The organism is Devosia lacusdianchii (genome assembly GCF_022429625.1).
GTDB lineage: Bacteria > Pseudomonadota > Alphaproteobacteria > Rhizobiales > Devosiaceae > Devosia > Devosia lacusdianchii.
In genome coordinates, this window is sequence record NZ_CP092483.1 from 2,349,995 (window position 1) to 2,374,203 (window position 24,209).

General features: G+C 62.9%; 22 protein-coding genes. 15 read left to right on the forward strand and 7 right to left on the reverse strand.

Annotated features, from left to right (window positions below; genetic code table 11):
• The 7 genes from hpaI (at window position 1) to MF606_RS11560 (ending at window position 8,225) form a co-directional block, all read left to right on the forward strand.
• Window positions 1–804 carry a 4-hydroxy-2-oxoheptanedioate aldolase gene (gene hpaI / locus MF606_RS11530; protein WP_240229381.1) on the forward strand — a complete coding sequence of 268 codons (804 nt, stop codon included), beginning with the start codon at window positions 1–3 and terminating at the stop codon, window positions 802–804.
• Between the two features lie 134 nt (window positions 805–938).
• On the forward strand, window positions 939–2,597 hold the full coding sequence (locus tag MF606_RS11535) for an amidohydrolase (RefSeq protein ID WP_240229382.1): 1,659 nt from the start codon (window positions 939–941) through the stop codon (window positions 2,595–2,597).
• A 3-nt stretch (window positions 2,598–2,600) separates the two neighbouring features.
• Entirely contained in the window at window positions 2,601–3,635 is a 1,035-nt protein-coding gene (locus MF606_RS11540) for a CobW family GTP-binding protein (RefSeq protein WP_240229383.1), read from the forward strand.
• Window positions 3,636–3,669: 34 nt separating this feature from the next.
• The gene (locus tag MF606_RS11545) at window positions 3,670–4,845 is read left to right on the forward strand and encodes an ABC transporter substrate-binding protein (RefSeq protein ID WP_240229384.1); all 1,176 of its coding nucleotides are present in this window, start codon (window positions 3,670–3,672) and stop codon (window positions 4,843–4,845) included.
• Window positions 4,846–4,928: 83 nt separating this feature from the next.
• Window positions 4,929–5,798: a branched-chain amino acid ABC transporter permease gene (locus MF606_RS11550; RefSeq protein WP_240229385.1), complete on the forward strand. Its 870-nt coding sequence runs from the start codon at window positions 4,929–4,931 to the stop codon at window positions 5,796–5,798.
• Complete coding sequence (locus MF606_RS11555; RefSeq protein WP_240229386.1) at window positions 5,785–7,500, forward strand: branched-chain amino acid ABC transporter ATP-binding protein/permease; 1,716 nt, start codon at window positions 5,785–5,787, stop codon at window positions 7,498–7,500. The genes MF606_RS11550 and MF606_RS11555 overlap by 14 nt, the downstream gene beginning before the upstream one ends.
• The gene (locus MF606_RS11560; protein ID WP_240229387.1) at window positions 7,497–8,225 is read left to right on the forward strand and encodes an ABC transporter ATP-binding protein; all 729 of its coding nucleotides are present in this window, start codon (window positions 7,497–7,499) and stop codon (window positions 8,223–8,225) included. Before MF606_RS11555 ends, MF606_RS11560 begins: the two co-directional genes overlap by 4 nt.
• A gap of 68 nt (window positions 8,226–8,293) precedes the next feature.
• On the opposite strand, the gene MF606_RS11565 is transcribed toward MF606_RS11560, so the two are convergent.
• From MF606_RS11565 to MF606_RS11580, 4 genes are read right to left on the reverse strand one after another with little or no spacing between them, the layout of a single operon-like run.
• Window positions 8,294–9,643 (reverse strand): aminotransferase class III-fold pyridoxal phosphate-dependent enzyme, encoded by a 1,350-nt coding sequence (locus MF606_RS11565; RefSeq protein ID WP_240229388.1) that lies wholly within the window; start codon window positions 9,641–9,643, stop codon window positions 8,294–8,296.
• Window positions 9,644–9,653: 10 nt separating this feature from the next.
• Complete coding sequence (locus MF606_RS11570; RefSeq protein ID WP_240229389.1) at window positions 9,654–10,319, reverse strand: HAD-IA family hydrolase; 666 nt, start codon at window positions 10,317–10,319, stop codon at window positions 9,654–9,656.
• Window positions 10,316–11,572, reverse strand: a complete 1,257-nt coding sequence (locus MF606_RS11575; protein WP_240229390.1) for a Tm-1-like ATP-binding domain-containing protein — start codon at window positions 11,570–11,572, stop codon at window positions 10,316–10,318. The genes MF606_RS11570 and MF606_RS11575 overlap by 4 nt, the downstream gene beginning before the upstream one ends.
• The gene (locus MF606_RS11580) at window positions 11,569–12,339 is read right to left on the reverse strand and encodes an IclR family transcriptional regulator (RefSeq protein WP_240229391.1); all 771 of its coding nucleotides are present in this window, start codon (window positions 12,337–12,339) and stop codon (window positions 11,569–11,571) included. The genes MF606_RS11575 and MF606_RS11580 overlap by 4 nt, the downstream gene beginning before the upstream one ends.
• A gap of 182 nt (window positions 12,340–12,521) precedes the next feature.
• Between MF606_RS11580 and MF606_RS11585 the strand changes: the two genes are divergently transcribed.
• The 8 genes from MF606_RS11585 (at window position 12,522) to MF606_RS11620 (ending at window position 22,032) form a co-directional block, all read left to right on the forward strand.
• Entirely contained in the window at window positions 12,522–14,006 is a 1,485-nt protein-coding gene (locus tag MF606_RS11585) for an aldehyde dehydrogenase (protein WP_240229392.1), read from the forward strand.
• Window positions 14,003–15,388: a transaminase gene (locus tag MF606_RS11590; RefSeq protein WP_240229393.1), complete on the forward strand. Its 1,386-nt coding sequence runs from the start codon at window positions 14,003–14,005 to the stop codon at window positions 15,386–15,388. Before MF606_RS11585 ends, MF606_RS11590 begins: the two co-directional genes overlap by 4 nt.
• Window positions 15,388–16,182 (forward strand): SDR family oxidoreductase, encoded by a 795-nt coding sequence (locus MF606_RS11595; protein WP_240229394.1) that lies wholly within the window; start codon window positions 15,388–15,390, stop codon window positions 16,180–16,182. The genes MF606_RS11590 and MF606_RS11595 overlap by 1 nt, the downstream gene beginning before the upstream one ends.
• The gene (locus MF606_RS11600) at window positions 16,179–16,952 is read left to right on the forward strand and encodes an SDR family NAD(P)-dependent oxidoreductase (protein WP_240229395.1); all 774 of its coding nucleotides are present in this window, start codon (window positions 16,179–16,181) and stop codon (window positions 16,950–16,952) included. The genes MF606_RS11595 and MF606_RS11600 overlap by 4 nt, the downstream gene beginning before the upstream one ends.
• 64 nt (window positions 16,953–17,016) lie before the next feature.
• Window positions 17,017–17,970: a helix-turn-helix domain-containing protein gene (locus MF606_RS11605; protein ID WP_240229396.1), complete on the forward strand. Its 954-nt coding sequence runs from the start codon at window positions 17,017–17,019 to the stop codon at window positions 17,968–17,970.
• A 101-nt stretch (window positions 17,971–18,071) separates the two neighbouring features.
• The gene (locus MF606_RS11610; protein WP_240229397.1) at window positions 18,072–19,478 is read left to right on the forward strand and encodes an aldehyde dehydrogenase family protein; all 1,407 of its coding nucleotides are present in this window, start codon (window positions 18,072–18,074) and stop codon (window positions 19,476–19,478) included.
• A 2-nt stretch (window positions 19,479–19,480) separates the two neighbouring features.
• Window positions 19,481–21,076 (forward strand): GMC family oxidoreductase, encoded by a 1,596-nt coding sequence (locus MF606_RS11615; RefSeq protein WP_240229398.1) that lies wholly within the window; start codon window positions 19,481–19,483, stop codon window positions 21,074–21,076.
• 17 nt (window positions 21,077–21,093) lie between these two features.
• Window positions 21,094–22,032: an AraC family transcriptional regulator gene (locus MF606_RS11620; protein WP_240229399.1), complete on the forward strand. Its 939-nt coding sequence runs from the start codon at window positions 21,094–21,096 to the stop codon at window positions 22,030–22,032.
• 13 nt (window positions 22,033–22,045) lie between these two features.
• On the opposite strand, the gene MF606_RS11625 is transcribed toward MF606_RS11620, so the two are convergent.
• The 3 genes from MF606_RS11625 to MF606_RS11635 are packed head-to-tail and all read right to left on the reverse strand — an operon-like array spanning window position 22,046 to window position 24,042.
• Window positions 22,046–22,435, reverse strand: a complete 390-nt coding sequence (locus MF606_RS11625) for a nuclear transport factor 2 family protein (RefSeq protein WP_240229400.1) — start codon at window positions 22,433–22,435, stop codon at window positions 22,046–22,048.
• Between the two features lie 12 nt (window positions 22,436–22,447).
• Window positions 22,448–23,236, reverse strand: a complete 789-nt coding sequence (locus MF606_RS11630) for a MoaF C-terminal domain-containing protein (protein ID WP_240229401.1) — start codon at window positions 23,234–23,236, stop codon at window positions 22,448–22,450.
• 17 nt (window positions 23,237–23,253) lie between these two features.
• The gene (locus MF606_RS11635; protein WP_240229402.1) at window positions 23,254–24,042 is read right to left on the reverse strand and encodes an SDR family NAD(P)-dependent oxidoreductase; all 789 of its coding nucleotides are present in this window, start codon (window positions 24,040–24,042) and stop codon (window positions 23,254–23,256) included.
• Window positions 24,043–24,209: the final 167 nt, after the last annotated feature.

The window sequence follows — 24,209 nt, forward strand, 5'->3', positions numbered from 1 at the left end:
ATGCCGGCTCCCCGGAACGCCTTCAAAAGCGCCCTGCAAAAACATGAAAAGCAGATCGGCCTCTGGCTTGGCCTTGCCAATGCCTACACCGCCGAGATTTGCGCGGGTGCGGGCTTTGATTGGCTGGTCGTCGATGGGGAACATGCGCCTAACGACCTGCCGATAATGGTCGCGCAATTGCAGGCAATAGCAGCGTCAGGCGTGAGGCCAGTGGTGCGTGCGCCCATCGGGGAAACCTGGATCATCAAGCAATTGCTCGATATTGGGGCCCAGACCATTCTGGTGCCCATGGTGGAGAGTGCCGCGCAAGCGCGTGAACTGGTAAGAGCGGTGAATTACCCACCCATGGGTATTCGCGGTGTCGGCGCGGCCATGGCGCGCGCCTCGGCTTTCAACCGCATCCCTGATTATCTCACCACCGCCAATGACGAAGTGTGCCTGGTGGTCCAGCTCGAAAGCCAGGTGGGGCTCACCGCGCTCGAAGAGATCGCCGCCGTCGAAGGCGTAGAAGGGATTTTCATCGGCCCTTCCGACCTGGCCGCCGATATGGGCTATCTCGGCCGGCCGGGCGAACCGGCAGTGCAGGCGGCGGTGGAAGACGGCATTGCCCGTATTCTCAAAGCCGGCAAGCCGGCGGGCATCCTGACCGCGGATACAACACTTGCCGCGCGCTATCTCGAACTGGGCGCGAGCTTCGTAGCTGTCGGCACCGATGTCACTCTGTTCTCGCAGGCGACCTCGGCTCTAGCCGCCAAGTTCAAGACCGCAGGCGCGGGCTTATCCAAGGCCACAAGCGGCTACTGAGCGGCATCTCCCCGGGGAAGAGTACTGCTTGCCCTATTACTTAACGTGTGAAATATATTGACAGCCCACTCCACCAAGTAGAAGCTACTGTTTGGAGGCTGGTTCAAATAGTGAACCATTAGAGGACGTTACCGATGTCGACCAAGCCTGCGGACCTCATTCTGACCAATGGACGGATCTATACCGTCGACGCGGCCGAGCCGTGGGTCGAGGCTATCGCCATTGCCGACGGACGCATTCTGGCGCGCGGCAGCGCGACGGAAATGAGCAAACTGGCTGGCGCGGCTACCAGCATTGTCGACCTCGATGGCCGTCTCGCGTTGCCCGGCATTGTCGACGTGCACAATCACGTCGTCATGGGCGGGCAATCGGAGCTTTTTGAGCTCGCTTTGCCCCGCGATGCCCGGCTCGACACGATCATTGCACTGGTGCGGGAGGCCGCGGAAAAGGCCGAGCCCGGCCAGTGGATTCTGGGCGCTGCCTGGGGCGCCGACGCCATTGCGGAGTTGGATAACTCGACTGCGCTCGCCGCGCTCGATGCGGCAAGCCTCGGGCACCCGGTGTGTCTCCGCGACGAGACGGCGCATAATCGCTGGGTCAATAGCGAGGCAATGCGCCTTTCCGGCATTAACGAAACGACGCCCGACCCGGATATGGGCTCGTTCGGCCGCGATGCCACGACCGGCAGGCTCACCGGCATGATGATCGAAGCCGCCTCCGGCATTGTCGAGCGGGTGGCGAGCACGCATTTTACCGAAGATATGGGCATTGCCGCCGCTGCGCAGGCGATCAAGACGCTCAATTCCTATGGCGTCACCGGCTTTCTCGAGGCCGCATCAATGCAATCGGTCATGGCGGCGGTGCATGGGCTCGACCAGCGCAATGCGCTCAGCGCCTGGGCCGTGATGGCCATGCCGGCCATTGAGCCGAACTTCCTGTTTGGTCTTGCCGGCGACGAACTTTTTGCCCTGCGCGAAAACTATCGCGGCGCGCATGTAAAACCCGATTTCGTCAAGATATTCCTCGATGGCGTGCCCGGTGCGCGGACGGCGGCCTTTCACGAAGCTTATCTCGAAGACCCGATCCATGGCTGCTGCTTCCGCGGCAAAACCATGGTGACCTATCCCGACCTCGTGCGCTGGCTGGGCAAGTGCGAGGCCCAGGGGCTGGCGGTGAAAATCCACTGCGCGGGTGATGCGGCCGTGTCGCAGGCGCTTGATGCCATCGATGTGGTGCGCAGCTTCAATGGGCCGACCGATCTCGTCCATCACATCGCCCATGCCTCCTACATCCATCCCGACGACTATCCACGCTTCGCTGAGCTGGGCGTTGCCGCCGATCTCTCGCCGATGATCTGGTATCCGACGACCTTTCTTGAAGGGCATCGGGCGGTGATGGGCTCGGAGCGCGCCGAAAAATTCTGGCCCAATGCAGATCTCATCAAGGCGGGTGCCCTGCTCGCGGGCGGTTCGGACTGGCCTGTCATTCCCAACCCAGATCCGTGGAACGGCATCGAGGGGCTTGTTACGCGCGAAAATCCCTCTGGGGCTTTTGCTGGCCAGGCGCTGTGGAAGGAACAGGCGGTCGACGTTGCGACAGCGGTTGCCATCTTCACCATCAATTCAGCCAAGGCCATCGGCATCGAGGCGCTGACCGGGTCACTGACACCGGGCAAATCGGCCGACATCATCGTGCTCGACCAGAATATTTTCGAGGTTGCGGCCAACCGGATTTCCCGCACCCAGGTGCTCACGACCTATTTTGAAGGTCGCGCCGTGTTTGAGCGGGCTTGAGCCATGGTGGAGGTGACCGGCAAACCGCTCGTTCCAGTGACGTTGGTTACCGGCTTTCTGGGCAGCGGCAAAACCACGCTGCTCAACCGCCTGCTCTCCGAGCCGGCGCTCGATGGCACCGTTGCCATCATCAATGAATTCGGCGCCATCGGGCTCGATCACCTTTTGGTAGAAGTGACCGAGGAGCGCTTTGCCCTGCTCGACAATGGCTGTGTCTGCTGCACGGTACGCGACGATCTGGTGAAAACGCTGAAACGCCTGCCCGAGCGGCAATCGCTAACCCGCGTCATCATCGAGACCACGGGCCTCGCGGATCCAGCGCCGATCCTCCATGCGCTGATGGCCGAGCCGGAGCTGGCCGCCGCCTATCGCATCGATGGCGTGGTGACTACGGTAGACGCCGTCAATGGCCTCGACACGCTTGCCCGCCACGCCGAAGCGCGCAAGCAGGCTGCCGTGGCGGACCTGCTGCTCCTCACCAAGGCCGATATTGCGACACCCGAAGCGATTGTCGCGCTGCATACGGCGCTAGCCGGTATCAATGGCACGGCGATCCGCCGGGCGGCCGAGCATGGCGCGGTGCGGATGGACGAGGTTCTGGGTGCGGGCAATCCGCGCCATCTCGACCATGCGCTTGCCTCGACAAGCGAGGCTGGGCACACCTGCACCGATCCCGCCTGCAACCATGCCGGGCACGCTCACCACCTCTCCGATATTGTCAGCCACGCCTTCATCATCGACGCGCCCGTGGAATGGGCGCGCCTGCGGCAATGGCTCGACCATTTCGCCGCGCTCAAGGGCGCCGACATGCTGCGCATGAAAGGGCTGGTCGCCATTGCCGAGCACCCCGAAGCACCGCTGGTGCTGCACGGGGTGCAGCACATCTTTCACCCGCCGCAAAAGCTTGCTGCCTGGCCTTCGGCCGACAGGCGTACGCGGCTGGTGTTCATCACACGAAATATTCCGCGTGAGACCATCGAACGAACCCTCAAGAAGTTCGTCGGGGTCTCGCCGGTTGAGATCAGAAGTGCCGCCTAGGAAGCGGCGCACTGAGTAAAGGGAAGGGAAAAACATGAAACGCCTTATTACGCTTTCCGTACTGGCCGGCTCGACCTGCCTCGGTCTTGCGGCCATGACGAGCGGCGCTGCCGCTGCCGGTCCGACTTGTGACGGCGGCGTCATCCAGCTGGGTGGTGTGTCCTCGGTTACGGGTCCGGTGGTGTTTGCCGAAGTGCCGGACGCAGCCAAGGCCACGTTCGACCAGATCAATGCCAATGGCGGCATCAATGGTTGCAAGATCGAATATACCATTGCCGACGACAAGGGTGACCCGCAGGTTGCCGCCCAGGCCGCTCGCGACCTGATCGACAACAAGGGCGTCGTCGCCATGGTGGGCGCCGGCTCGCTGCTCGAATGCGCTGTGAATGCCGGCACCTATGCCGACAATAATGTGATGGCCGTGCAGGGCCTCGGCGTCGATGCCGCCTGCTTTGCCAGCCCCTCGGTCTCCCCGGTCAATGTCGGCCCCTTCACGCTGACAACGGCCATGCTGCAATTCGCCGATACGCAGCTCAAGGACGAAAAGCTCTGCGCCTTCTTCTACATCGCTGGAGGCACGGCCGAGGCTTATTCCAATGCCATCAAGCGCTGGGAAGAGATTTCGGGCAAGACCATCCACGTGCTCGACCTCACCTTGCCGGTGCAGGGCGACCTGACCGCCTATGCGCTCAAGGCTCGTGATGCCGGTTGCGACGCCGTGCTGACCAACCAGGTCGAGCCGCAGATCGTGCAGTGGATCAACACCATTGATGCCCAAAAACTCGAAGGCATCGACTGGCTGTTCCTCGCTCCCGGCTATTCTGAAGGCGTGGCATCGGCCCTCGCCAGCAGCCAGCAGCCGATCTATGTCGGCACCGAGTGGGAGCCCTATACCGAGGCGTCCGACGCCAACAAGGACTGGGCCGCAGCCATGGACGCCGCTGGCATGAAGAAAACCGCCTTCACCCAGGGCGGTTATCTCGCAGCCACCATCATGGCCGACGTGATCAAGTCGATCGAGGGCCCCGTGACCCGTGAATCGGTTACGGCAAAGCTCAAGGAGGGCGTCGAGATGTCCTATCCGATCATCGGTTCGGCCTATAAGTTCGGTGATGCGCCGTCGCACTCTTCCATGCAGGCGACCAAGGTCATGCAACTCGAGGCCGGTGCCTGGACGCTGAACACGCCCGACTGGGTTATTCTGCCCTGAGGGCTGATCGCCCCTACTGAACAGGTGGCCCCGCGCTCAATGCAGTCGGGGCCACCTGCAGAACCTAGCCATCTGGAGACGCGATGAACTCGCTCCTGACACCCGCCGTGGCCGGCCTGTCGGCCGGCGGCGCTTATGCCATCCTCGGCGTCTGCGCCATCTTCACCTACCGGCTCGTCGCCGTGGTGAACTTCACCGGCGCTGCAATCGGTGCTGCCGGCACCTTCGTCATGGTCGCCCTGACCGAACACAGCATGCCGCTCTTTCCAGCCGTCATCATCGGCATTCTGGCCGGTGCGCTTGTGGGCATGGCCATTGGCGGCGTGATGACCAAGTGGTTTTCCGGCGCTTCCGCCACCACCAAGGCGGCCGTCACCGCGGCGCTGCTGGTTGGCATCATCGCGCTCGGCCTGCGCCTCACCGGTGGACAGCGCCCGCATCTCTTCCCCGATCTCGTTTCCGGCTCGGCCTTCCGCTTCGCCGGCGTCGAGGTGACCTGGGGCTCGGTGCTGACGGTGACACTGGCCGTGGGCCTGACCATTGCCTCGGATCTGTTCCTGGCGCGGACCCGGACGGGCCTGCAGATGCGGGCGCTCTCCGAACGCCCCATGGCGGCCGAGTTGATCGGCATCCGGGTGCGCGTCCTGGCCCTCGCCGTCTGGGGCATCATGGGGGCGGTCACCGCCTTTGCCATGATGATCATCGCCCCGCTGCGCTCGCCCGATTTCATGTCATTGAGCCTTCTGGTCGTGCCGGCGCTGGCCGCTGCGCTGATCGGCGCCTTCCGCTCGTTCCGTGCTGCTCTTCTGGGTGGCGTGCTGATCGGCATTGTCGAGGGCATGGTGTCGGCACTCGAATTCGGGGCGCGCTTCCGCGGCGTTGTGCCCTTCCTCGTCATCCTGATCGTTCTTCTGTGGTCGCAACGTGGAGCCCGCTGGGATGCCGCACGCTAGCACTCGGGCGGCCCTTTCGACCGCCATATCCATCGCGGTTGTCGCCGCACTGATCTATTTCCTCCTGCCCAAATACTGGGTCTATATCATCACGCCGGTCTTCATCGTCGGCGTTACACTGCAAAGCCTCGGGCTCGTGACCGGCCGCACCGGCATGATCTCTCTGGCGCAGATGTCCTTTGCCGGCGTCGGCGCCTGGGTCACGGGCTATCTCAACGTCGCCCAGTTCCCCGGAGGGCTCATCGCCTGGATGATCATCGGCGGCCTTGCGGCCGTGCCGGTCGGCATTGCCATCGGCCTTCCGGCACTGCGCCTGCGCGGGATCAATCTCGCCATCGTCACGCTGGGCTTTGCGGCCGCCTTCGACTCGGTGCTCGGCACCATCACCTATCCCGGCCAGACGGCTTTCCTCAAAGTGGCGCAGCCGGCCTGGTTCAAGGGCGACTATGGTTATTTTGTCCTGGTGGTTCTGGTCTACATCACCATCGCCGTGACGCTAGAGTATGTCAGCCGCTCGCGGCTAGGCGCTTCCTGGCTCGCCGTCCGCCATTCGGAACGCGCAGCCGCCGCGCTGGGGGTTTCCGTACCCAAGGCCAAGCTTTCCGCCTTTGCCCTCTCCGCCTTCATCGCCGGTGTCTCCGGCGGTCTGCTCGCCGGCTACCTCGGCACGCTAGTGGCGGACAACTTCAACATGATGCAGTCCCTGGCCCTGTTTGCCGTGGCAACCATGGCCGGCGCACATCTGACACAGGGCGCCATTATCGGCGGGGCGCTGGTCACGCTCTTCCCCGAACTCCTGCGCCGGCTCAACCTGCCGCAGGACGTGGGCAGCGTGTTCTTCGCCCTCGGCGCGGTGCAGGCGCTTTCGACAGGCGAAACCATCGCGGAAACCTGGGCCCGTCTGTTCCGCAAGGTGGTGCCCCGGCGCAAGGGGGCCGACCTGACCGGCGCGGCCAGCGGGCTCGCGCCGGCGACCAGGCACGCCACGGGCATTGCCCTCGAGGTGAAGGACGTTACGGTCCGCTATGGCAATGTGGTAGCGCTTGACGGGGTCAATCTCACGGTGCCGGCGGGAAAAGTCGTCGGGCTCATCGGTCCCAATGGCGCTGGCAAGTCGACCATAGTCGATGCGATTACCGGATTTTTCCCATCCTATAGGGGCTCGGTCCTGCTGCATGGCACGGCCCTTGAGGGCAAGTCGGCAACGGCGCGGGCCCTGTTGGGCATTCGTCGCACCTGGCAGACAACGCGAATTGCGGCTGAACTGACCGTGGGCGAATATATCAGGCTCGCAGCCGGTCCCATCAGCCATACCGAACTGACCGCGGTGCTCGACTGGATCGGGTGCCCCGGACCGGACACGCCGATTGCCTCTGTCGATGCCGGTACCCGCCGTCTGCTCGACGTGGCTGGCGTGGTGGCGGCGCGTCCGCCCGTTATCCTGCTCGATGAGCCCGCTGCCGGCCAATCCTATGCCGAAGCGATCCGGCTTGGGGCGCGCATTGCCGAAATCCCGGAGAAATTCGGTTCGGCCGTGCTGCTGATCGAACATGATATGGACCTGGTGCGCCGCGCCTGCTCGAGCGTAACCGTGTTCGATTTCGGCCGCGTCATCGCCTCGGGACCACCGCAACTGGTGCTCGCCCTGCCCATCGTCCAGAAAGCCTATATGGGCATCGAGCCGGAAGGAGCGGTCGCATGAGCGCGCTCGCTATCGAGAACCTTGTCGTCAATCGCGCCGGCATTCCGGTGATGCGGGGCGTCAATCTCATCGCCAAGGCCGGCGAAATCAGTGTGCTGCTCGGCTCGAATGGCGCCGGCAAGACCACGCTGCTCGAGGGCATTTCGGGTGTCATTCCCGCCAATGGGCGCATTGCGCTCGATGGGGTGGACCTCACCCGCAGCCTGGCTGGCCACCGCGCCCGCGCCGGGCTCAGCCATGTCGAGCAGGGACGCACCGTGTTTGGCGAGATGACCACCGAGGAAAACCTTCGCGTGGCGCTCCATCCCAATGCCAGCCTCGACCAGGCCTATGCGCTCTTTCCTGAACTGGTGCAGCGGCGCACGGTGCTGGCCGGCATGCTCTCGGGCGGCGAGCAGCAGATGCTGGTCATTGCCCGCTCGCTGGTGGGTCTACCCAAGGTGGTGCTGATCGATGAAATGTCGGCCGGGCTCGCTCCGGTCGTTGTCGGGCGGTTGATGAGCGCGGTGCGCAAATTGGCCGATAGCGGTGTGGCCGTAGTGCTGGTGGAGCAGTTTGCTGCGCTGGCCCTCGCCATCGGCAATCGCGCCTATGTGCTGCGGCGCGGGCAGATGGTGTTTGAAGGTGGCTGCGCCGAATTGGCCAAGGACCCGGCCCGGTTGCACCACCTCTATCTCGGCGATGCCGGGGAGACGGGCGCCGAGGAAACGAGGCAACACGCCTGAGGCCTAAGACAAAGACGCCCTGCGGACTCCGGACAAAGGAACGGGAGGGCTTAGCCCTCCCGTTCCTTTCAGAGGCTCGCGAGGGCCGTATCGAGTGCGGCGATGATGGTGCGGACTTCGTCCGATGTCAGGATCAGCGGCGGGGAGAGGATGATATTGGGACCGGAAATGCGGATCATCACGCCCTCTTCATAGGCCGCCTCGGCAACCCGGGCCATGACCTTCTTGTCGGCCGATTTCTTGCTCGCGCGATCGGCGACGAGCTCGATGGCCGCCATCAACCCCTTCGACCGTATGTCGCCAATGACGTCATGCCGGCCCATCAGGTCCTGCAGGCCGGCAGCAAGTTCGACGCCGCGACGCCCGGCATTGCCGGCCAGGTCGAGCCGCTGCGTTTCAGCCAGAGCCGCAAGGCCGGCGGCACAGCCGACGGGATGGCCGGAATAGGTATAGCCATGGCCGATCGCACCGAAACTGGTTTTGTCGGTCTCGAAGGCATCGGCCATTTTCTGGCCGATCAGCGTGGCGCCGAGCGGGAAATAGCCCGAGGTTATGGCCTTGGCGATGCACATCATGTCCGGCTTTACACCCCAGAGACGCGAACCCGACCAGGCGCCGGTGCGCCCAAAACCGGTCACCACTTCATCGGCGATGAGCAGAATATCGTGCTTGTCGCAAATGGCGCGGATCGCCGGCATGAAGGTTTCGTGCGGAACGATGACGCCACCTGCCCCCAGCACCGGCTCCATGATCAAGGCGGCAATGGTATCGGCGCCCTGGAAGGCGATCTCATCCTCGATGGCGGCGACGACCAGTTGGGTCAGCCTGGCCGGATCGGTTTCGTTGAAGGGATTGCGATAGGTCCAGGGAGCCGGCGCATGGAAGAAGCCCGGCATCAGGGGCTCGTAGTTGCGGCGGAAATTGGCATTGCCATTGGCCGAGGCGCCGCCGAAATGGGTGCCGTGATAGCCCTTTTTCAGCGCCAGGAATTTGGTGCGATCAGCCTGGCCGCGGATCTTCCAGTATTGCCGGGCAAGACGCAGCGCCGTTTCAACCGAATCAGAACCGCCCGAGGTGAAGAAAGCGCGCACCATGCCCTCGGGAGCAAAGAACTGGCTCAGTTCATAGGCGAGTTCGATAGAGGGCGCCGTAGAGGTGCCACGAAAGCCCGAATAATAGGGCAAGGCGTCGAGCTGATTGGCAATAGCGGCTTTGATCGGCGCCGAGCTATAGCCGAGATTGACGTTCCAAAGCCCACCAACGGCGTCGAGCAGTTCCCGCCCATGAATATCGGTAACGCGCGTGCCCTTGCCTCCAGTGATGATCTTGGGCGGATTGGCGTGCATGTCGGCCGGATGGGCCATGGGGTGCCAGATCGCGCGTGCGTTCTGCTCGATCAGGAAATTGTCGTCGCGCATGAAAATGCCCTCATTTGATGGCGAGGCCGAAATAGGCCAGCGCCTCGCCATAGGATTGGGATGGATTGGTGACGTCGAAATGCACGCTCTTCATGCCCACGCGGCGCGCGCCATCGACATTGCGCATCTGATCGTCGACGAAGACGCAGGCCTCGGCCGACAGGCCGAGCGCGTCGGTCACAAGGCCATAGGCGCGCGGATCAGGTTTCAGAATGCCGGTATAGGTGGCGTCAACCACCAGCTCGAAGTGGTTCAGGAGCGGCAGCTTGCTGCGGAAACCGGCGCCGTAGAAGAGGTCAAGCTCGTTGGAAAGAATGGCGAGGCGATAGCCGGCGGCATGTACGGCCTTGATGGCGCGGCGGGCTTCGGGGCGGATCACCGCATCGGGATCGGCACCACGGGCGCGGATGACGAAGGTCTGCATGTCCCTCCAATCCTCGCCTACTAGCTGGCCGACTTCATGGGTGCGGCGGTGCCAGTAATCGCGCTCGGAAATCTCGTCGCGCTGCATGCTCTGCCAGAGAGGATCGGAACCGGTGTCGAACGGCCCGCGCCAGCTAAGCGTACCGGAGCGCAGACCGAGGCTAGCTTCGGTGAGGTCATGGGTTTCAAACAGCGTCTTGGAAATGACCCCGCCGAAATCGAGAACAAGCGCCTTGGCGCCGAACGCGCTCATGCTGCCGCCTCGTCAGGTTGGCCGGCGGGGACAATGCCTTCAGCAATCCAGCGGTCGAGAATTTCGAGCGCCTTTTCGACAAAGAGCGTGCTGTTGATATGGGCGTCGATGACGTGGAGGGTGGCCGGTTCGATGATGGACTTTTTCATCTCGTCAACAAAAGCATCGAGCGCTTGGGGATCATGGAAAGGCTCGCCTTCCTGATCCCACTGCTCAATGCCGGCCGAGGGCAGGATGACCGCCACGGGGGCCTTGGCCATGGACAGTTTCGCGCCGATCTTGCGGGCAACGGCCTGCCGAACCTCCGCGTCCGCCGTGACCATGCCGATGAGGCGATTGTGGGCATAATAGGTGCGATCCCTAAGATGGGCCGGCGGCGGCTGCCAGGCAGGCATGTCGATCATGTCGATGGCGCCGGGCGCAACGATTTGCGGAATGCCAGCAAGTCCGGCATTTTCGAGCCGATCCGGCCCCGAATTGACCACCGAGCCATTGTGGAAATTGGCCAGCTCCTGCAGGGAAAAATCCATGACCGCGGCAAAGCCGTTCTGGGCCGCGATGGCTTCGAGCGCCCGCCCACCCATGCCGGTCGTGTGAAAAACCACCAGCTCATAGCCGCGCTTTTCGAGCGCCGGCTTGAGGTCGACCATATAGGTGAGGCAGGCCTTTCCAAGTGAGCTCATGCCGATGACGGGCCGGGTTCGTACCGGCGCGACGACAGCACGGGCGGCGCCCACCACAGCGCCGGCGGCCTGTGACAGCACAGCCTTACACACGCTATTGAGCCCGTAGAGCCCGCCGGCCCAGAGGATCATCATCAGGTCGGTGGCAATGCGGTCGGGCGGCAGCAAGTGGGAATAGGCAATGGTCGAAACCACGAATTTGGGCACGCCCAGCGGTAGGGCCAGAGCGACATCGAGCGCCAGATCGGTCCCCATGGTGCCGCCGAGAGCAATGAAGCCATCGATACGGCCTTCGGCATGCAGAGTTCTGGTGAGCTTGGCCGCTCCCTCCGCCATAAGGGTCATAGCCGAAAGCTCGTCACCACCAGCGGTCGCGACGGCAATGGAAGTGTCCGCAGCGGCTAGCACGGCGTGCTTGTCGAAATCGGGCCGGTAGGGCGGATCGCCCAAAATGCTCACATCCATGGCGAGGGGCTCGCCGCCTGCCTCCCGGATGCAATCGGCGATAAAGCGCAGTTCGTCGGCCTTGGTGTCACCCGTGCCGATGACGAGAATTCTGGGACGGCTCATCTTGTCCTGTCTTTTGAGTTGGCGGCCCCGCCATTGAGGCGGGCCGAGATCTTGCCGGCGGCCGTCATCACGGCGCGACCGTGATTGGCGACCACATCGCCCGTGGCGCGAACGGTTGGCGAGGCAACGGCCAGAGCACCGATTGGCAGGCCTTCGCGGTCGAGAATTGCGGCGCCCACACTGAATACGCCTGATGCGCGGCCCTGATCGCTGATGGAGTAACCGCGCAGGCGGATCTCGCCGAGATGCCGACGCAGCAGATCGGGCTCGGTAAGGGTAAAGGGCGTATGTCGCTCAAGCGGCTTGTTGAGATAGGCCTCGACATAATCGGGCCGTGCGAAAGCCAGAAAAACCAGACCCGAGGCGGTGGCATGGAGCGGAAAGCGGTCGCCGATCGATACCGATACCCGGTTGGCCTGAGTCGATTCCTCCACATAGATGGAGGTGAGATAATCGGCGTCGAATTCGGAGAGGTGCGCGGTCTCGCCAGTCTCCTCGGCAAGGGCGACGACAAAGGAGCGGGCGCTTTCGAGAAACGGGAAATGCGCTTCCCGGATGCGCGCAAAGCGGACAAGCGCCGGGCCGAGCCGATAGAGCCGCGTCACCTCGTTCTGCTCGATCAGGCCATGGCCGGCCAACGATAGCAGCAGGCGTCTTGTCGTGGCCTTGTCAAAGCCGGTGAGGCGCGCCAGCTCGGTCAGCCCCAATTGCGGCCGATGTACATTGAAGGCTTCCAAGAGGGTAATGGCCTTGCCAACTGTACTCATTTTCGGTCCTTCAAAACGTGCCTTTGCAAGCCCCAAGACTGCACCCGAAAACGGGGATCTAGCACGCTTGATTATTTAACGTGTGAAATATATTGACACCCCGTAGCGAAGTTTGCAAGGCTAATGTTGAAATCGAGGTTCAACTAACGAACCAGGCCAAGGCGGTTTTCACGGAGGACGACATGCTCGATCAGATAGTCATCGACAGGCTCGCCAGCGCCCCGATTGCGCCGCAGGAGCACCTGATCAATGGCGTCCGCGTGAGCGCGGAACAGCGTCTCGACGTCGTCAGCCCGATTGATGGCAAGGTTATCACCTCGATTGCCGATGCCAGCACGGCCGATGTGGACCGGGCCGTCGCGGCGGCTCGGGCGGCCTATGCCAAAGGAACCTGGTCGCGCTCGGCGCCGGCCTTTCGCAAGCAGGTGCTGCAGCGACTGGCCGACCTTATTGAAGAGCATGCCCTCGAACTGGCTGTGCTCGGCGTGCGCGACAATGGCACCGAGATCAGCATGGCCTACAAGGCCGAACCGCTCTCGGCGGCGGGCAGCTTCCGCTATTACGCCGAGGCCATCGACAAGATCTATGACCAGATCGCCCCGACTTCGCCGGATGTGCTGGCGCTGATCCATCGCGAGCCCTTGGGCGTTGTGGGCGCCATAGTGCCCTGGAATTTTCCGCTGATGATCGGGGCCTGGAAGATCGCTCCGGCGCTGGCAGCAGGTAATTGCGTGGTGCTCAAACCCGCCGAGATCGCCTCGCTCAGCCTGTTGCGGCTGGGCGAATTGGCGCTGGAAGCAGGGTTACCTCCGGGCGTTTTCAACATTGTCACCGGGCGCGGCACGACGGCCGGCAAGGCGCTGGGCCTGCATATGGACGTCGATGCGCTCGCCTTTACCGGCTCGGGTCCGGTGGGCCGAAAGCTACTGGAATATTCGGCCCAATCGAACATCAAGCGGGTGTTTCTCGAGTTGGGAGGCAAGTCGCCGAATGTGGTCTTTGACGATGTCGCTGACATCGACAGGGCAGTGAAGGTGAGCGCGGCCGGGATTTTTCGCAATTCAGGCCAGGTCTGCGTCGCCGGCTCCCGCCTCATCGTGCAGGAGGGCATTTATGATGCCTTCATGGAAAAGCTGGTGGCGGCGACCGGCAAGATGAAGGTCGGCAATCCGCTTGATCTTGCAAGCGACATCGGTGCCGTCGCCAGCGCCGATCAATTGCAAAAGGACCTCAGCTTCGTCGAGACGGCCCAGGCCGAAGGCGGCACGGTTGTGACGGGTGGCGCGCAGGTAAACGCGGAAAGCGGCGGCTTCTATATGGCGCCCACCATCGTTGCCGATGTCACGCCCGATATGACCCTGTCGCGCGAGGAGGTCTTTGGCCCGGTGCTGGCCGTGACCCGGTTCAAGACAGCGGAAGATGCGGTGCGCATTGCCAATTCCACCGTCTATGGGCTCGCTTCTGCGGTCTGGACCTCAAGCCTGCCGACGGCGCACTCCATGGTTCGCGCCATCAATGCCGGCATTGTGCACGTCAACACCTATGGCGGCTCCGACATGACCGTGCCGCTGGGCGGGTTCAAGCAATCCGGGTTCGGGCGCGACAAGTCCTTGCATGCCCTCGACAAATATACCGACCTCAAGACCGCCTGGATCGATCTCAAATGAGCATTGCCGCTTCCAACAGGACCAGCATCGACGACCTGATCGACATCGAGCAGCAGCGCTTTGCCGATAACCACCCCCGCTCGCGGGCGCTGTGGGAGGAAGGCAAGGAGCACTTTCTCTATGGCGGCCCCTCGCACTGGATGCGGCGCTGGGCCGGCGGTTTTCCCGTCTATGTCGAGAGCGCCAAGGGCGCGCGCCTTACTGATGTCGATGGCAAGGCCTATGTCGATTTCTGCCTCGGCGATACCGGCGGCATGTGTGGCCATGCGCCCGAGGCGGTCACGGCGGCGGCGGTGGCCCAATTGCAGCGCGGCACCACAACCATGCTGCCCACCGAAGACAGCCTATGGGTGGGCAAGGAACTGGCGCGCCGCTTCGGCCTGCCCTATTGGACCCTGACCACCTCGGCGACGGACGCCAATCGCGGCGCCATCCGCTTCGCTCGCATGGTCACCGGCCGCGACAAGGTGTTGGTTTTTTCCGGCTGCTATCATGGCGGGGTCGAAGAGGCCCATGTCGAGATCCGCGACGGCAAGGTTGGCCTTCGCAACATGATCCATCCCAATGGCGTCGATCATGCCAGGGTCTCGAAAGTGGTCGAATTCAACGACGCAGAAGGGCTGAAAGCGGCGCTGGCGGACCGCGACGTCGCGGTGGTGCTGATGGAACCGCTGATGACCAATTTCGGCATGATCCCGGTGGCGGAGGGCTTTCATGACCTCGTGCGGGAAGAGACGCGAAAGACGGGCACGCTTCTCATCATCGACGAGACCCACACCATATCGAGCGGCCCCGGCGGCTATACACGTAGCCATGGCCTTGAACCGGACTTCTTCGTCGCCGGCAAGGCGATTGCCGGGGGCATTCCAGCCGGCATATTCGGCGTTTCGCAGGAAACCGCCGAGCGCATCTGGCAGGCCGTGCCCTATGTCAATCCGCGCCAGCGCCAATCGGCGCATCTGGGCATTGGCGGCACGCTGGCCGGCAATGCGCTGACCATCGCCACCATGCGGGCCGTGCTCGAATCCATTCTCACCGAGGCTAATTTCGAGGTGATGATCGCCAATGCGCAGCGGCTTGCCGAGGGTGCACGCGGCATCATCGCCAAATACGACCTCCCCTGGCATGTCACCCAGATCGGCGCGCGGGCCGAAATCATGTTCACGCCCGAGCCGCCGCACAATGGCGCCGATGTCATCGCCACGCGGCGCGGCGACCTCGAAACGCTGCTGCACGCCTTTTACATGAACGAGGGCATTCTGGTGACCCCGTTCCACACCATGTTCCTGATGTGCCCGGCAACGACAGCGGAGGACGTCGACCACCACACGCGCGTGTTCGAGAAGTTCGTGCAGCGCGCTTCCGCTGCGGGCGTGCTGTGATGGCCTTTGCGCTGGCGGGCAAGGTAGCGCTGGTTACCGGTGGTGGTCGCGGCATAGGCGCGGCGATCGTCACGCGCTTTGCCGAGGCTGGCGCCAAGGTGATCGTGGCGAACCGGACGGTGGAACATGCCGAGGATCTGGCGGACGCGCTGAGCGCGCGCGGGCTCGACGCAGAGCCCCTCCCCCTGCCCGGCACCGGCCGCGCTGAACTGACCCAGCTTGTCGATGCCATTGCCGAAAAGCATGGGCGGCTCGACATTCTGGTCCACAATGCCGGAGGCTGCCCCTGGGCCAGCCTTGAAGAGCTTGACGAGGAAAAACTCGACGCCGCGCTCGACATCAACCTCAAGGCGACGTTCTGGCTGGCGCAAGCCGCCATTCCGCACATGAAGCGGCAGGAGCACGGGCGTATCCTCGTCACCTCATCGGTCTCGGCGCGCGTCGCCATGGGCGGCGGCGCGCATTATTCGGCGGCCAAGGCCGGCGTAAATGCCTTTATCAGAGGCGCGGCGCTAGAACTGGCGCGCACCGGCATCACGGTCAATGGCGTCGAGCCCGGCTTCATCGCCAAGCCGGGACGGGGCAAGATGGGGACGCCGGAAATGATGACAAAACTTGGCGCGGCCATACCCCTGGGGCATATGGGCGAGCCCGATGACATTGCCTATGCCATGCTCTTTCTGGCTTCGGACGAAGCCAAATACATGACCGGCCAGACCATCGTGGTCGATGGCGGCTCAACCCTTCCTGAAACCGGCTTTGCCGTGGAAGCGCTCTGGGGAGAGCAGCAATGAGTGGTCGCCTCGACGGCAAGACAGCCCTGATCGTCGGCGCGGCGACCGGCATGGGCCGCGCCACCGCCGAGCGCTTTGCCGCGGAAGGCGCCAATGTCGCGCTGTTCGGGCTCGGCGGCGCGCTGCTCGATGACGTGGCACACATAACCAAAGGGCGGGCGGTGCATGGCGATGTCACCAAACGGGCAGAGGTGGAGGCAGCCGTTGCGGGCTGCACGGGCAGACTCGACATCGTAGTCAACGCGGCGGGCATTATCCTCGCCGATGATCCCGAAACAGTGACCGATGAAGGCTGGGAACGCACCTTTGCCGTTAACACGACGGGCGCCATGAATGTATGCCGCGCGGCGCTGCCGCTGCTCCGGCAGCGGGGCGGCGCCATCGTCAATATCGCCTCGGTCGCGGCCTTCAATAGCGGCCCCGGCATGGCTAGCTATGCCGCGAGCAAGGCGGCCCTGGTGGCCTATACCCGCTCCATCGCCAATGCCCATGGGGCCGAGGGCGTCCGCGCCAATGTGCTCGCGCCGGGCTGGGTCAGGACGCCGATGAGCGAGATGGAAATGGACGAACTGGCCCACCGCAATGGGACGAGCCGCGAGGAAGAATTCGAGTTGGTGCGCCAGCGCATCGGCCTCAAGCGCATCGCCGATGCTCCCGAAATAGCTGCTTGCTGCCTGTTTCTCGCCAGCGACGAGGCTTCGTTCGTAACCGGTGCAGTTCTGCTGGCCGATGGCGGCGGGCGCGCGCCGGTGAGCCATCGGGCGGTGTAGGACTTGACCCGAGCGATCGGGCGCTGTTCTGTCTGATCCTGTCCAACGGCTGTGGGAGGCGGAGTTGGAACTGTTGCATAATCAGAGCCTTGTCCGGCAGAACTGGACCGCGACGCCCTATGAGCAATGGGCCGACGATCTCCATTCGATCTGCGGCCACTTCAACCCGGTCACCATGGCCCGTGGGGACAAGGTTTTCGGGGCCGCGAGGGGTATCGATGTGGGAGGCATGAGCTTTGCCCATGTCTCCAACAATCTCGATCGCGTCCATCGCTCGATGGAGGACATCAGGCGCGACAGCAATGAGCACCTGTTCCTGATCGTCCAGATAGAGGGCTGGTGCGGGGTGGAGCATTTTGGACGGCAGAACCGGCTGGAGGTCGGCGACTGCATCCTGGTGGATTCAACCAGGCCCACGACCTTCCATTTCGAGGGGCAGTTTTCCAACCACCTCTCCATGCATTTGCCGCGCCAGGTGATGTATTCCGATGTGCGGATCGACTTCGACATTGCACGGAAGCTGAGTTCCGGCGATCCCATGGCGATTATGCTGCGCGCCCTCATCGCCAAGATCATGTCGGCCCCAGCCTCCAGCGCCGGCTCGTCGCATTTGCGCGAATTGATCTTCAATGCCACGCGCCAGGCCTTCATTTCCGAGGGTGAACCGGAACCGGTTGGCGTCAATGATGGCGCGACCAGGCGCCTCGAAATCGTCGATGTGCTGATCGACCGACACCTGACTGACAGCGAACTCGGGGCCAAGTGGCTTGCGACGCAGGTTGGTGTTTCGATCAGGACCCTGCAGGAAGATTTTCAAGGGCTCGGGGTGACCTGCACCACCGTCATCCGCGACAAGCGGCTCCGCCTCGCGCGGGAAAAGATCGAGCAGATCCGCAGCGGGCAATCCAACCTGACCATTGCCGAAGTGGCCTATTCCACCGGGTTCAACGACATCTCCTATTTCAACCGCAGTTTTAAGGAGATGTTTGACTGCGCCCCGCGGGAGCTGCTGCGCTGAGCCTCCACCGCGCTTTTGTCCAAATCGAGCCGCGCCCGTTTCCAAGACGGGGCCAATTCACCGTCCCATAGTGCTCCCAAAATTCGGGGGAGAAACCGGACATGAATTCTTACAACCTCTTCATTGGCGGCCGGTCTGTGCCGACGGCCCAGCATGCCGAAGTCAAAAATCCGTCGACGGGGGAAGTCGTCGGCCTGATGCCGTTGGCGAGCACCGCGCAACTCGACGAGGCCGTCGCTGCCGCACGCGAGGCCTTTAAGAGCTGGAGCAAGACCGATGACGCGGCGCGGCAACGCGCCTGCCACGCCATCGCAGATCTGATCCAGGCCAATTCCGAAGACATTGCCCAGCTTCTGACCCGCGAACAGGGCAAGCCGCTCAATGGCCTGGGCTCGCGCTTTGAAATGGGAGGCGCCTACGCCTGGACGCGCGCCACCGCTGATCTCGTCCTGCCCGTGGAGGTTTTGCAGGATAGCCCGGACGGAAGGGTGGAACTGCACCGCAAGCCCATCGGCGTTGTCGGCTCGATCACGCCGTGGAATTGGCCGGTGATGATCGCCTGCTGGCACATCATCCCGGCAGTGCGCGCGGGCAATACCGTGGTGATCAAGCCATCTCCTTTGACGCCGCTTTCCACCATTCGGCTTGTCGAGCTGATCAACCAGGTCTTGCCGCCGGGCGTCGTCAATGTAGTCACCGGCGATAACAGCATCGGGGCAGCGCTTTCGGCCCATCCCGATATTGCCAAGATGACCTTTACCGGCTCGACCGAGACCGGCAAGAAGATCATGTCTTCGGCCGTTGCGACGCTGAAACGCCTGACGCTTGAACTCGGTGGCAATGATGCCGGCATCGTGTTGCCCGATGCCGACCCCAAGGCGATTGCCGAGGGACTGTTCTGGGGCGCCTTCATCAACAATGGCCAGACCTGTGCGGCGCTGAAGCGCCTCTATGTGCATGACAGCATCTATGACGCGGTCTGCGAGGCGCTGGTTGACTTTGCACGCACCGTGCCGGTGGGCGATGGGCAGGACGAAGCCAATCTGCTGGGGCCGGTGCAGAACGAAATGCAGTTCAACAAGGTGCGCGACATGGTGGAGGACGCCAGGGCCAAGGGCGGGCGCGTTCTTCTCGGCGGCACGCCGGGCAATGGGCCCGGCTACTTTTATCCCATTACGCTTGTGGCCGATGTCGATCATGGCGTGTGGCTCGTGGACGACGAGCAGTTCGGGCCGGTGCTACCGATCATCCGCTATAGCGATGTCGACGAGGTCATTGCCCGCGCCAATGCCAATCCGGCGGGGCTCGGCGGTTCGATCTGGTCGGCCGATGCCGCCAAGGCCAAGCACTATGCCACCCAGCTCGAATGCGGCTCGGTCTGGATCAACAAGCATGGCGCCATCCAGCCCAATGCACCCTTTGGCGGGGTCAAGCAATCCGGCTTCGGCGTCGAATTCGGCGCGGACGGGTTGAAGGAATTCACCATTCCCCAGGCGGTGCTGAGCTGACCATGGCCCAGTTCGACTATGTCATCGTCGGTGGCGGATCGGCCGGTTGCGTGCTGGCAAACCGGCTCTCGGAAAACCCCGCGCATAGCGTCCTGCTGATTGAATCCGGCAAGCGCGACAGCGATCCCTGGATCCACATCCCGGCGACATTCTTCAAGGTTATCGGCAAGGGCGAAGCCATCCACCCCTATGCTTCCGAGCCCGAGCCGGGCCTCAATGGAAGGCCCAGTATCGTACCGCAGGGCAATGTGCTGGGCGGCGGCAGTTCGGTGAACGCGATGATCTATATTCGCGGCCATCGCAACGACTATGACCTTTGGGCCGAACAGGGCTGCAAGGGCTGGTCCTATGACGATGTGCTGCCGGCCTTCAAATCGCTCGAGAACAACGAAACGCTCGATGGGCCTTTCCATGGGCGCAAGGGCAGCCTCTTCGTCTCCAACCCGCGCCACCGCCACCCGCTGAGCCAGGCCTTTGTCACCGCCGCCACCGAGGCCGGCATTCCCGCCAATGCCGATTTCAACGGCGAGAACCAGGCCGGCGCCGGCTTCTATCAAAGCACCACGCACAATGGCCGGCGCTGGAGCTCAGCTCAGGCCTTTTTGCGCGAGGCCGAGCAACGAAAAAACCTGACCATTCTTACCGAAGCCAGGGTACAGCGCATTGTCATCGTCGACAAACGCGCCGTTGCAGTGGAATTGCAGGATGGCACAAGGCACGAGGCGCGGCGCGAGATCGCGCTCACGGCCGGCGCTATCGCCACGCCGCGCATCTTGCAGCTTTCCGGCATCGGTAATGGGGAGGAGCTGTCGGCCCTCGGCATTGCGGTGGCGGCCGATCTGCCTGGCGTGGGCGAGAATTATCAGGATCATCTGGAAGTGCCCGTGCAGGGTGAGACGCGCGACCCGCTCTCCATCCTCGGTCACGACAAGGGAATTACCGCCGCCCTCCACATGCTCAACTACCTGGTGCGGCGCCGGGGCCTGCTCACCTCCAATGTCGTGGAATGCGGCGGCTTTGTTGACACATCGGGCACAGGCCAGCCGGATGTGCAATTCCACGTGCTGCCGACGCTGATCGGCTTTGTCGATCGCGAACCCGAGCCCGGGCATGGGCTCTCGATCAATCCCTGCTTCCTGCGTCCGCACTCGCGCGGCACGATCAAGCTGCGCTCGGCCGATCCGCGCGAAAAGCCGCTGTTCAATGCCAATGCGCTCTCGGACCCGGCGGATGTGGAAACGCTGGTGCGCGCGGTGAAGCTCAGCATCCACATTCTGGAAGCGCCCGCCCTGAAACGCATCCTGAAGCGCCGCGTCCTGCCCAAGTCCGGCATCGAAAGCGATCCGCAAGCCCTACGCGACTATATCAGGCAAACGGCCAAGACCGTGTTCCATCCCTCGGGAACCGCCCGCATGGGCGCTCGCGAAGACCGCATGGCTGTGGTGGGACCGGACCTCAAGGTTCATGGCATCGAAGGCCTGCGCGTTTGCGACGCCTCGGTGATGCCCACCCTGGTCTCGGGCAATACCAACGCCCCGGTTATGATGATCGCAGCGCGAGCCGCCGCCTTCATGACCGGCAAAGCCATGGCGCACTGAAACGGAGAGACACAACCTTGGCCGAAACCCTGCTCGAGCGTGGCACCGGCCGGGATTTTGGCCGGGTCGCCCAAAACCTCTTCGGCAATGTGCGCCTCGATTTTCTGGGCGGCAGCGATGCCGACAGCGACCTGACTTCGGTGCGCCTCGGCGAGTGCCGGCTATCCCGGCTCTCGGCGGGCGCCCACCTCGTCTTTGGTGAGGATGTCGCGCGCCATTCCTATGCCCCGGATGCGATCAAACTGATCATCCAGTCGCGCGGCCTTTCGGAAATTGTGCAGGGCGGACGAAAAGCGCTCATCAGCCGGGATGCGGCCATCATCTACGACCCGACACGACCCTATATGCTCGCCAATCCCGAGCCGGTGGAATTGCTACTGCTGCAAATCCCCCGCGCCGCCCTGCCCGCGGAAACGGTCGCGGGCCTTGCTCAACCGCGCACCGCCGGCCCAAGCCAATTGGGCCTGCAAGCCGTGCTGCTTTCCCTGATGCGCTCGACCTTCAACGAGGTTGAACGGCTCGATGCTGTTGCCCGCGCCAGTATCGGCCAGACCATGGCTGGCCTCGTGCGCACAATGCTTGAGGCTGATCCCATGAGCGAGGAGAATGACACGACAGGCCTCGACTTGCTGCGCCGCCGCGTGGAAGCCTATTTTCGGGCCAATCTTGACCGCAGCGATCTCTCCATTGCCGAGGTGGCCCGCCGCATGGGCTGCACGCCGCGCTATGTGTTTCGCGCCTTCGCTGCAGAGGCCACGACGCCTTCGGACTATCTCTGGAACCTTCGGCTCGAAGCGGCGCATCAGCGCCTGCTCTCCGTCCAATATGCCGGTCAATCCATTTCGGAGATTGCCTTTGGCGTCGGCTATTCCTCCAGCGCGCATTTTTCTCGCGCTTTCCGCAGCCGCTACGATATGGCCCCCCGCGACCTCCGCCGAGAGGCGGAAGGTCGCTGAGGATTTTACCCGGCTAGCGCATCGCCTCGGCGACCCGCAGCGTATCGGTGAACTGTTCAAAACGCCTTAGCAGGCCACCATTGGCGCCCCAGACATGGACGACACGGGCATTGAAAGTCTTGCCGGTGCCCTTGTGCTTGGCCGTATAGGTGCCGATGGCCACGGCATCGTCACCGGCATCGAGTAGGCGTTCGAGCGTGAAGGTATAGCCATCGAATTGCTGGCCAAGCACCTCGAAGACATTTTTGAAGATTTCGTCCTTGCCGACATAAGTGCCAGCGCAGGGAAAACCATCCATTTCCGTCCAGCGGCAGTCGGGCGCTATATCGGCCAGCATGCCCTCGAGGTCATGACGCAGATTGGCGTCGTAATGGGCTCTAGCGAGTTCATAGGTGCTGCGCATCACTGAAAATCCTCAGACCGGGTCCTGGCCCGGCAGGTAGAAGGTGGTTGAAGCTCTGCGGATAAGGGCGCCGGCCGGGCTGTTCTGGATGCGACCATCCCCGGTAATGCCGAGGAACTTGCCGGTAGAGCGCATATCTTTGAAATTGTAGAAGAAGGTCGAAGCGACCGCGATCTTGAACTCGCGGAAGGTGAAGACGTATTGGTCTTCGTCGAACTTGTAGGTTGTGGTCAGATCGACATCGCCATGGCCGCGCTGCACCCCCACCAGGCACTGCCAACAATAGCGTTGCGAGGACAGATAGGTGTGCTCATAGACATGATTGGGGCTATAGGTGAAATGCGCGCGCAGTCCGATGAGGTCGCGCGTTTCCGCCGGTACCGGTCCAGTCGGAGGGACCGACGTGTCACCGACAGTGCCGGCGCGAAAAACCTGCGCCACCTGAGGCTCGCCAACGGAAGCATCCTTGTCGCGCACGATGGAATAGATCGACAGCGCGCGGCGTGAAGCGGTGTTGATGACAATGGTTTCCGCCTCGGTGGGGCGGGCGGCGAAGATGATCTCGACGAAATAGGTGCTTGGAGCGACCGCGACGACTTCGCAGGTATCCTCGGCGCTCGCGCCGCCATCGGACCATGTGACCTTGCCCTTGGCAAAGCCGAGGCTGAGCACGCGCCCATCCTCGAAGGTCACTGTATGGCTGGCGCCAACCAGCGCGTCGCTCGCCGGCAACCGATTGGTGTCGATGCCATAGGCGAACTGATCGTAGGTTTTCCAATCCTTGGGGTTTTCGACCGCCATAATTATCTCCTCCAGACTTATTGAACGAAGGCGAGCGTGGGCAGATCGACGGTGCCCGCACCGCCATCCACCGTCACCACCGCGCCATTGACCATTGCCGCCTCGCCCGAGGCGAGAAAGCACACGACATTGGATACGTCTTCGGCGTCGGCCGGGCGGCCGAGCGGCACGTCCTTGGTCACGAGAGCATAAGCCTCTTCGATACTGGCAAGGCCGCGCATCTTGGCGAGGGCCGCCATCTGGTCGTCGGCCATGGCCGTCGTGACCCAGCCGGGACAGACCGTATTGGTACGCACACCAAAACGGCCATAGTCGCGGGCCAGGGATTTCGCGAGGCCGATACAGCCATGTTTCATGGTGACGTAGCCGGCAGCATCCGGCCCGGCAAAAAGCCCGGCAATCGAGGCCAACACGACGATATTGCCCTTGCGCTCGATAAGAGCGGGCAAGGATTCTCGCGCGCTGACAAAGGCCGTGTTGAGATTGAGCTGCACTGCCAACGCCCAGGTCTCATCGCTCATGGAAATGGTTGGACCGACGCCATGCCCGCCGGCATTGGCGATGAGAATATCGAGCCCACCAAATTGTTCGATAATGCCCGCCACTGCGGCCTTCATGCTGGCGCCATCGGAAGCATCGGCGGCAAAGACCGCAGCGCCGATTTCATCGGCCACGGCCTGCAAGGGTTCGCGGCGGCGGCCGACCAGGGCGACATCGCCCCCTTCGCTCCTGATCCGCCGCGCCACGGCAGCGCCAATACCCGTGCCCCCGCCCGTTATCAACGCCGTCTTACCTGCGAAACGCATGAAACCCTCCCTGGTTATGCAAAAGGTGGCCGCAAACGGCTCGCTTGTCTCGTCTGGGAGCGAATTGAAACTTGACTGAAAGCGAACTCACCCCGCCTTCGCGCCAGCTTTTGGCATTGCTCCCTATCCCAGTCGGATTTTTTCTTCTACATTGGTGGAATATAGAA

Excerpts from the sequence above, each read along its gene's own strand:
- MF606_RS11560 (WP_240229387.1), top strand. The coding sequence starts at position 7,497 with ATGAGCGCGCTCGCTATCGAGAACCTTGTCGTCAATCGCGCCGGCATT.
- MF606_RS11570 (WP_240229389.1), bottom strand. The coding sequence starts at position 10,319 with ATGAGCGCGTTCGGCGCCAAGGCGCTTGTTCTCGATTTCGGCGGGGTC.
- MF606_RS11575 (WP_240229390.1), bottom strand. The coding sequence starts at position 11,572 with ATGAGCCGTCCCAGAATTCTCGTCATCGGCACGGGTGACACCAAGGCC.
- MF606_RS11590 (WP_240229393.1), top strand. The coding sequence starts at position 14,003 with ATGAGCATTGCCGCTTCCAACAGGACCAGCATCGACGACCTGATCGAC.
- MF606_RS11545 (WP_240229384.1), top strand. The coding sequence starts at position 3,670 with ATGAAACGCCTTATTACGCTTTCCGTACTGGCCGGCTCGACCTGCCTC.
- MF606_RS11565 (WP_240229388.1), bottom strand. The coding sequence starts at position 9,643 with ATGCGCGACGACAATTTCCTGATCGAGCAGAACGCACGCGCGATCTGG.
- MF606_RS11625 (WP_240229400.1), bottom strand. The coding sequence starts at position 22,435 with ATGCGCAGCACCTATGAACTCGCTAGAGCCCATTACGACGCCAATCTG.
- MF606_RS11550 (WP_240229385.1), top strand. The coding sequence starts at position 4,929 with ATGAACTCGCTCCTGACACCCGCCGTGGCCGGCCTGTCGGCCGGCGGC.
- MF606_RS11635 (WP_240229402.1), bottom strand. The coding sequence starts at position 24,042 with ATGCGTTTCGCAGGTAAGACGGCGTTGATAACGGGCGGGGGCACGGGT.
- MF606_RS11615 (WP_240229398.1), top strand. The coding sequence starts at position 19,481 with ATGGCCCAGTTCGACTATGTCATCGTCGGTGGCGGATCGGCCGGTTGC.
- MF606_RS11580 (WP_240229391.1), bottom strand. The coding sequence starts at position 12,339 with ATGAGTACAGTTGGCAAGGCCATTACCCTCTTGGAAGCCTTCAATGTA.
- MF606_RS11555 (WP_240229386.1), top strand. The coding sequence starts at position 5,785 with ATGCCGCACGCTAGCACTCGGGCGGCCCTTTCGACCGCCATATCCATC.
- MF606_RS11535 (WP_240229382.1), top strand. The coding sequence starts at position 939 with ATGTCGACCAAGCCTGCGGACCTCATTCTGACCAATGGACGGATCTAT.
- MF606_RS11630 (WP_240229401.1), bottom strand. The coding sequence starts at position 23,236 with ATGGCGGTCGAAAACCCCAAGGATTGGAAAACCTACGATCAGTTCGCC.
- MF606_RS11600 (WP_240229395.1), top strand. The coding sequence starts at position 16,179 with ATGAGTGGTCGCCTCGACGGCAAGACAGCCCTGATCGTCGGCGCGGCG.
- MF606_RS11540 (WP_240229383.1), top strand. The coding sequence starts at position 2,601 with ATGGTGGAGGTGACCGGCAAACCGCTCGTTCCAGTGACGTTGGTTACC.
- MF606_RS11595 (WP_240229394.1), top strand. The coding sequence starts at position 15,388 with ATGGCCTTTGCGCTGGCGGGCAAGGTAGCGCTGGTTACCGGTGGTGGT.
- hpaI (WP_240229381.1), top strand. The coding sequence starts at position 1 with ATGCCGGCTCCCCGGAACGCCTTCAAAAGCGCCCTGCAAAAACATGAA.
- MF606_RS11610 (WP_240229397.1), top strand. The coding sequence starts at position 18,072 with ATGAATTCTTACAACCTCTTCATTGGCGGCCGGTCTGTGCCGACGGCC.
- MF606_RS11585 (WP_240229392.1), top strand. The coding sequence starts at position 12,522 with ATGCTCGATCAGATAGTCATCGACAGGCTCGCCAGCGCCCCGATTGCG.